The following is a 2,116-nucleotide window of genomic DNA, read 5'->3' on the forward strand; positions in this document are numbered from 1 at the left end:
GTTTAGTTGACGCTGCCAGATAAGATTATATCTCGGCACTTTAATCTCTTTTTGATTTCTAAATCAAAGAATTAATCTATGCTAATTCGATTAAAGTGCCTCCTTATATTGGTGTTGAGTCGAATTTTTTATTTAAAGTAATACCATCGATGTGTTTTTAGCTTCACCACAAGTATCTTCTACCTCCTGTGTAAAGAGCTCTTTATTGTTTTCACGAAATTCTTTGTCAGATTCACGCTCATCTTTATACATCCTGTCAAATTCTTGATTTTCTTTATTAGCTTCTGTCTTGTGGGTATTGTAACGCTGAAACCATGTAAACATTGTTATTTCCTCCATTTTTTAAAGTACAACCAGAATCTAGCCAGAAATAAATGTTTGCACTATTTACTTCTAGCATCGACAGATTAGCTAAAAACTAATTTAAACCATGATTATTTTGGTCAGGTCCATCGTTATTATCATGCTTACTTAATATAAACCGATCTCTTGTGGATTTTTTTCGAACAATCTAATACCAAAACGTTCGCTACATTTATTTATACAATGTTTTGGATAACCTGTAATAAAATCTTTGCTAGCTACTATAATATTAACAGGATCTTTTTCATTTTTCATCTGATTAAAAAGATCATTATACTTTTGAGCTATTTTTTCGCATTCTATTTCTAATTTATTATATTCAGCAAGATCTTGCTTTAAAATCGTCTGGATATTTTTCTTTAACGTGCTGCAAGTAATTTTGTCTGCTCCAGCAAGCTCAAAAGCCTGATTAATTCGCTCTTGTACTTGAGGGCGTGTCTTTTCGCTACAAATAGCAAGAACTATTTGTTCTGCCTCTGCTTTATCTATGGGTGCTGAGTAAATATGTGCTGAGTAAATATAATAGTTTTTTGCGTCTCCATTTCACTGAGAGCTGATTCTGTACTCTCAGTGATTGCTCTTATATTACTTTTCTTTTCTTTGGCTGCGGAAAATTTGGTTTTTAAATCTTTTAAATCTTCTTCACGATTTTCAATAATGGTTTCTGCCAATTTAACAACAGCGGCTATAATCCACATGATAATTATTGCTGTAAGAATATAGTTGAAAGAACTTTCGGCACGGTCTTCTACTTCTTTTTGAGTATTGTTTTCCCAGCCATTGGAGACATTATCGAGCATTACAAGTAAAGTGAGTATTCTTAGCGTTGCTGCCTGTATGGATTTATCAATAAAACCATGCCTTAAATTTCCCTTTTTTCCAACCAGAATATTTGGTAGTAACGCCAATAATTTTCTAGAAAATATTTTTTGGAAAATCTCAAGTTTTTCTTCTGAATGGATCGATGTATCCTTCATAAATTTCTTTGCAAGATCCTTGAGGTTTAATTTATTTACCATAAAATTTATACTTGCCTCAATTGAATGGCGAGTTACCAAATCTCTTTTGTTAGATTGGCTCACTATAAGCGGCAAATTCCCTTTATAAAATGCTTTTTTACCTGCTCAAATATTTCCCGTTGTTTAGATTCGGAGGTTATTTCGAGGGCGTCTATGACATTTTTTGTAATAACTCCCAAAGCCAAATCGATTTGTACTTCTGTCATGCTAAGATTGTTCTTTCTTAAGAATAATGTTTTTTCATCACGAGCATGACGATACGTTTCAAACGTGTAATTTGCCAAAATTATTTCACGTTCATTACTTGTATAACTTACGGTCTCTTGAGAGTAATCTCGTCCATATTGGGTATGTTTTCTGTTGCGATGTACCTTACTCTTATTTGTGTTAGGGTTATAAATATTTCTCAATAGCTCAACTTTTGTCCGCATGACACGCCTCTGCTCTTTGTGTGTTATAAATGAGCATTTTAAGGTTTAATGATTACATCATAATTAACAACATTGGGTAAACTGCGACATTCCCTAGCCAAAATATAAAATGCTTAACCAATGAGTCGACAATAAATCCTTGCGTTAACGTGGTGAGGTAATCCCCCCGAAAAATAAGAGATGTCAAAAGTAGAATTTTCTCGTACCTTATGACGAAGGAGATTCTTCATGAAAAGATCAAAATTTACAGACAGTCAGATCCATTCAATTCTAAAACAAGCTGAAAATGGTACTCCTGTTTCA

3 protein-coding genes are annotated in these 2,116 nt (G+C 33.2%); all 3 read right to left on the minus strand.

Translation table 11 applies throughout. From position 1 onward, the window contains the following. Positions 1 to 132 precede the first annotated feature (132 nt). The gene (locus BN58_RS20540; RefSeq protein WP_019218453.1) at positions 133 to 324 is read right to left on the minus strand and encodes a hypothetical protein; all 192 of its coding nucleotides are present in this window, start codon (positions 322 to 324) and stop codon (positions 133 to 135) included. Positions 325 to 848: 524 nt separating this feature from the next. Beyond that, positions 849 to 1,445, minus strand: coding sequence for a hypothetical protein (locus BN58_RS20550; protein WP_019218455.1), 597 nt, complete (start codon positions 1,443 to 1,445; stop codon positions 849 to 851). Next, positions 1,445 to 1,813 (minus strand): hypothetical protein, encoded by a 369-nt coding sequence (locus BN58_RS20555; protein WP_019218456.1) that lies wholly within the window; start codon positions 1,811 to 1,813, stop codon positions 1,445 to 1,447. Before BN58_RS20555 ends, BN58_RS20550 begins: the two co-directional genes overlap by 1 nt. Between the last annotated feature and the right edge of the window lie 303 nt (positions 1,814 to 2,116).

This window comes from Legionella tunisiensis (genome assembly GCF_000308315.1).
Classification (GTDB): Bacteria; Pseudomonadota; Gammaproteobacteria; order Legionellales; family Legionellaceae; genus Tatlockia; species Tatlockia tunisiensis.

Coding starts and splice junctions, on each gene's coding strand:
- BN58_RS20540 (WP_019218453.1), bottom strand. CDS start 324: ATGTTTACATGGTTTCAGCGTTACAATACCCACAAGACAGAAGCTAAT.
- BN58_RS20555 (WP_019218456.1), bottom strand. CDS start 1,813: ATGCGGACAAAAGTTGAGCTATTGAGAAATATTTATAACCCTAACACA.